Origin of the sequence: Nocardioides sp., from assembly GCF_035429765.1 — a bacterium.
In the GTDB taxonomy this organism is placed as follows: Bacteria; Actinomycetota; Actinomycetes; order Propionibacteriales; family Nocardioidaceae; genus Nocardioides.
Map to the genome: position 1 here is coordinate 1 of NZ_DAOMFK010000205.1, position 5,554 is coordinate 5,554.

Annotated in this window: 4 protein-coding genes; 3 read left to right on the forward strand and 1 reads right to left on the reverse strand. The window is 71.9% G+C overall.

What is annotated here, in order from left to right; translation table 11 throughout:
* Positions 1–47: 47 nt before the first annotated feature.
* Positions 48–281 (forward strand): hypothetical protein, encoded by a 234-nt coding sequence (locus tag PLP61_RS14475; RefSeq protein WP_324503457.1) that lies wholly within the window; start codon positions 48–50, stop codon positions 279–281.
* Entirely contained in the window at positions 278–607 is a 330-nt protein-coding gene (locus PLP61_RS14480; RefSeq protein ID WP_324503458.1) for a type II toxin-antitoxin system PemK/MazF family toxin, read from the forward strand. The genes PLP61_RS14475 and PLP61_RS14480 overlap by 4 nt, the downstream gene beginning before the upstream one ends.
* Positions 608–634: 27 nt before the next feature.
* On the opposite strand, the gene PLP61_RS14485 is transcribed toward PLP61_RS14480, so the two are convergent.
* On the reverse strand, positions 635–946 hold the full coding sequence (locus PLP61_RS14485) for a hypothetical protein (RefSeq protein WP_324503459.1): 312 nt from the start codon (positions 944–946) through the stop codon (positions 635–637).
* Between the two features lie 141 nt (positions 947–1,087).
* On the opposite strand from PLP61_RS14485, the gene PLP61_RS14490 reads away from it, so the two are divergent.
* Positions 1,088–5,356 (forward strand): nSTAND1 domain-containing NTPase, encoded by a 4,269-nt coding sequence (locus PLP61_RS14490; protein WP_324503460.1) that lies wholly within the window; start codon positions 1,088–1,090, stop codon positions 5,354–5,356.
* Positions 5,357–5,554 lie beyond the last annotated feature (198 nt).

Here is a 5,554-nt window from a genome sequence, read left to right on the forward strand (position 1 = left end):
TCCGGGTGCCGCGCCCAGCCTCGGCCCACTCGTGGCATGATTGTGGCATGAGGCGCACACGCCTGAGCACCACGGTGGACGCCGACCTCCTCGAGAGCGCCCGCAAGGCGTCTGGGAAGCCCGACTCCGCGCTTCTCGACGAAGCCCTCGCTGCCCTGCTGGCTCGCCACCGCTCGGCCGAAGTGGACGCCAGCTACGCCGCGTACGAGGTCCACCCGCTCGACGAGCCGGACGCGTGGGGAGATCTGGCGTCGTTCCGACGGGCGGTCGCGGCGTCATGACGGACTTCCCCCTGCGGGGGGAGGTGTGGTGGTGTGAGACGGCGGAGATCGGCCGCAGACCCGTCGTCGTTCTGTCTCGCGACGCAGCCATTCCGCGCCATCGCCGTGCACTTGTCGCCCCTTGCACGACCACCATCCGAGGCCTCCCGAGCGAAGTCCTCCTCGAACCCGGCGACGACCCGGTGCCACTTCGCTCGGTGGCCAATCTCGACTCGATCGAAAGCGTCTCGATCGCGATCCTCGTCGAGCGTCTGGGCCGGGTGGCCGAGGCTCGGATGCGCGAGATCTGCGCGGCCCTCGCAGTCGCGGTCGACTGTTCACAGTGAGCTGCGGCCCGGCGCCGGTTGCCGGGTTCAGGGCAGGTAGTCCGGCAGCTCGCGGTGGCCGTCGGGGGTGGGATCGTCCACCGTGCGACGGATCTTGGTGGTGCAGACGGGCTGGTGCCAGCCGGTGGGGGTGTGCCAGCCGGCGCGGGTGAGGTAGCAGGGTCGGTCGATGGGGGTGAGGGGTCCGGGGTGATTGGTGGGGGCTTGGATCTGGCTGGCTTGGGCGCCGATGAGGGGGACGAGGAGGATGGCGCTCACGGCGGCGGCGGCGATGGTGCCGGCGATGGCGGTGGGGTACCACCAGCGGTCGGAGTCGGAGGAGAGGCGGTAGCGGTCCAAGTGGGCTCCTTGGGTTCGGGTGGCCGGTCGGCCGCTCTGGCTCCTGTTCTCCGGCACACCGGTACCGGCCCGGTCTGGCGTCGGTATCCAGCCGGTATCCGGGGCGTTGACGGGCCCTGCTGACCGGAGGAACGTGGCCAGATGGGCATCAGCGTGCTTGGCCCGCTGACCGTGGACGGCTCGGAACGTCTCGGGCCACGCGACCGCGTCGTGCTGCAGGCCCTCGCCACGCGGCAGGGCCAGCCGGTCAGCGCCGAGGAGCTGATGGACGCGCTGTGGGCTGACCGCCCCCCGGCGTCGGCGGTGAAGAACCTGCAGTCGTGCATCGTCCGGCTCCGCAAGGCGCTCGGTGCCGGCGCGATCCAGACCTCCGCGCACGGCTACGCCCTGACGGTGCCGGCCGACACGATCGACGCCCGGGAGTTCGAGGCGCGCGCGGCCCGCGCCCGCGAGCTGCTCGCGGTGGGGGAGCCCGACCGGGCCGCCTTCCTGCTCGACAAGGCGCTGGCGCTGTGGCGCGGACCGCCGTTCGCCGACCTGCCCGACTGGCCCCCGGCGCAGCACGAGGCGGGACGCCTGGTCGAGCTGCGCCTGGAGGTCGAGGAGATGTACGTCGACGCGCTGATGCGCAGCGGTCGCCCGCGGGACGTGCTTTCCCGCGCCCATGCCATGGTGCGCGCGGCACCCCTGCGCGAACGCCGCTGGGAGCTGCTCGCGCTCGCCCAGTACCAGGCCGGCGCCCAGGGTGAGGCGCTGCGCACCATCCGCCAGCTCCGCGCCGTGCTCGCCCACGAGCTGGGCATCGACCCGTCCCCCGAGATCGCCGCCCTGGAGCAGTCGATCCTGCGGCAGGACCCCGGCCTGCTGGTGCCCCAGACACCGGGACCGGCGGCGCACTGCCCGTGGCAGGGGCTCAGGGCCTACGACGTCGATGACACCGAGCGGTTCTTCGGCCGCGACCGCGACGTGCAGTCGTGCCTGCAGCTGCTTGCGGCACACTCCTTCGCCGCAGTCGTGGGCCCGTCGGGCTCCGGGAAGTCCTCGATCATGCGCGCCGGGGTGCTGGCCGCGATGCGTGTCCGGGGCCAGCAGATCGTGGTGGTGACCCCAGGGCGGCGGCCGGGAGAGGCGTTGACCGCCCTGCCAGAGGACTCCGACCCCCGCACCGTCCTCGCCGTCGACCAGATGGAGGAGGTCTTCGCGCTGTGTGAGGACCTCGAAGAGCGCCGCGAATTCCTCGACCGTCTCGCCCGCGAGGCCGGCCGACGGCCGGTCATCGTGACCTTGCGCGGGGACCGGCTCTCGCAGGTCACCGAGCACGCCGGCTTCAGCGGCCTGGTCGAACGCGGCCTGCACCTGGTCGGCGCCCTGGACGAGGTCGCGCTCCGCGAGACCATCACCGGCCCCGCCCTCCAGGCCGGGCTGATCCTCGAACCGGGTCTGGTGGACCTGCTCGTCCGGGAGGTCCGCGACGACCCCGGTGCCCTGCCGCTGCTCTCCCACGCCCTGCTGGAGACCTGGCGGCGACGCGAGGGCACCACCCTGACCGTGGACGGCTACCAGGCCACCGGCGGCATCCACGGTGCGGTGGCCCAGTCCGCCGAACGGCTCTACGCCCAGATGGACCCCGAGCAGCGCCACCTGCTGCGCGACCTCGTGCTGCGGCTGGTCTCACCCGGCACCGACGGCGAAGCGGTCCGCACCCAGGTCCCACGCCGCCTGATCGCCGCCGACCCCCAACACGAGCAGCTGATCGGAATGCTGGTCGACGCCCGGCTGGTCACCAGCGACGAGGGAGTCCTCGAGATCACCCACGAAGCTCTCGCCCGCGCCTGGCCCCGGCTGCGCGGTTGGCTCGAGGACGACGTCGAGGGCCAGCGGATCCGGCACCACCTGTCCGGCGCCGCGGACGCCTGGGACAGCCTCGGCCGCCCCGACAGCGAGCTCTACCGCGGCGTCCGGCTGACCCGCGCGCTGGACTGGCACTCCCACGCCCACACCACCCTCACCGACACCGAGTCTGCGTTCCTGGAGGCGTCTTCGCGCCACGCCGAGACCAAGCAGCAGAGCATCGCCGAGCGCGCCCGTGCCCAGGCCCGGCTGATCCATCGGCAGCGGATCGTGCTGGCCGGTGCCCTCGTGCTCCTCGTCCTCGCTCTGGTCGCCGGCGGCATCGCTGCCGTGCAGTCCGACCGGGCGAACCAGACCGCCGCTCAGGCAGAGCAGCTGGCCGTCTCCGCGGACGCGCGCCGGGTCGGCGTCCGGGCCCAGCTCACCAAGGACATCAGCCTCTCGCTGCTGCTCGCGGCCGCCGGCGCCCGGCTGGAGGATTCGTCCGAGACCCGGGCGAACCTGCTCGCAGCGTTGGCCAAGCAACCGCTGCTCATCCGGTCGGCGGCGCCTGGCGGCGGCTACCTGGACCTCTTCGACGTGAGCCGCGACGGCCGCTGGATCGCAGCCCCAGACGACCAGAACCGGGTGCACCTCTACGACGCCTCGACGAACAGGCTGCTGCGCAGCTACGACGCCGGACGGAAGGACGAGGACGGACCGTGGGTCCTCGCCGCGGCATTCAGCCCCGACAGCACGCAGCTCGCCGTTCTCCTGCACGGGTCAGAGTCCACCGAGCCGGTTCGCCTGCTGGACCCGAACACCATGGAGACCACGACCGAGCTCGTCTTTCCCGGCGGCAAGCCGGTGTGGGGGGTCGACGTCCGGTTCAGCGCCGACGGCCGCTACCTGGCGGCCACGGTGCAGACGGTCGACTGGCCGAACCAGGATTTCAGCGAGGCCCCGGGCTACGCGTTGGTCTGGGACCTTCGCTCCCCGGCCAGGCCTCCCCGTCGGGTGCCCACCGGACCCTACGTCCAGGGGGTGGCGCTCAGCCCGGACGGCGACACCCTGTACACCGGCTGGCCGCTGACGGCGTACGAGGTGACGACCGGCAGGCGGATCTGGCGGCGCGAGGATCTGATGACGTGGTACCTCGCTCTCGACGTGAACGCCGAGGGAACCCTGCTCGCGCTCGGAGACTACGAGGACGACAGGAGCCAGAAGAACGTGCTCCTGGTGGACCCGGTCAGCGGCGAGACGGTTCGCACGCTGCGTGGACACCGGGACACGGTGAACGACATCCGGTTCTCACCGGACGGCACGATCGTGGGGTCGGTCGGCGGCGGCGAGCTGATCGTCTGGGACGCGCGCACCGGCCAGCGCCTGGAACGGTGGGACACCTTCGATCCGTACGGCGTCGGCTTCAGCCCGGACGACGCCCTGGTCTACGGTGGCGGCACCTACTCGATGCTCCGCACCTGGGACCGGTCCGGGCAGCACACGTACCTGCAGCAGTCGACCAAGGTCGGCGACTCCGACCGGTTCGCGTGGGCCGACCTGTCCCCCGACGGGCAGCAGGTGGCGTATCGCTGGGTCGACGACCAGGACCGGGGATGGGTCAGGTTCGTCGACACCGAGACCGGGGAACGGACGCCGCCGACGCGCCTTCCCGCATGGCAGGGCAGCCCCTGGATCCCCGGGGCCTGGCATCCCGAGGGAGGCCGGTACGCCGGGTACTGCTGCGACGACCTTCCGCGCGCGGCGCCCGGCACCGTGCGCGTCCTCGACACCGCCACGGGCAGACTCATCCAGAAGCAGGACGTGGTCCGCGGCAACCGCGACATCTACGCGCTGGCGTACGTCGACGGGGGTCGCAGCCTGCTCGTCGTCGAGGGAGCCTCGCCTTTCGACTCCCTCAGCACCAGCATCGTCGATGCCGAGACAATGCTGCCGAGGGGCGAGGCCCTCGACGTTGCCGCGAACTGCTGTGCCGCCCCGATCGGCGACGGGAGCACCGCGATGGTCTACGAGGCCACCCGCGACCTCGTGTCCGGGCTCGTGCGAGTACTCGACGTGAGCACAGGAGAGGTGCTGGCCGAGGGCGACGTCGACCTGCTCGCCCACACCGCGGCCGCCTCGCCGGACGGCTCGACGGTGGCGGTGGCCGGCGACACCGGCCAGATCGTCACCCTCGACGTCTCGACCGGAGACGGGCTGCGGCTGTCCACCAGCCTCGGCGCCGAGGTGCTCTGGCTCCACTTCTCCGACGACGGAGAGCTCCTGGTGTCCGGGGCGGCCGACGGCGGGGTGAGTCTGTGGGACGCCGCGACTCTGGACCTGCTGGGCACCGTGTACCCCCCTCACCAGGGGGAGCCGGTCCCGGCCGGCGCGCAGTTCATCGGCGACACCCACGACGTGGTGATCGCGTCGTACGACGGCACCGTCTACCGCTGGGAGACCGATCTCGACCGGGCCCTCGACTTCGCCTGCCAGATGGCCGGGCGGGACCTGACCGAGGCGGAGTGGCAGCAGTTCCTGCCCGCCCAGCCCTACCAGTCCGTCTGCCCGGACGAGTGAGCCGGCCGTCGCCGGCATCGACAGAAGGGAGCCACAAGAACGTCCACAGGAGAACAGCCAAGAAGGAGCGTGTCTCATGAAGAGTGGTGTGCGCGGAACCTCATTCCGCAGCGCGAGGGTTCTCATAGCTGTTGCCCTCGCAACGATGATGCTGGCAGGTGGGAGTGCCGCCTTGGCGGGCGGAGACAAGACGGGTGG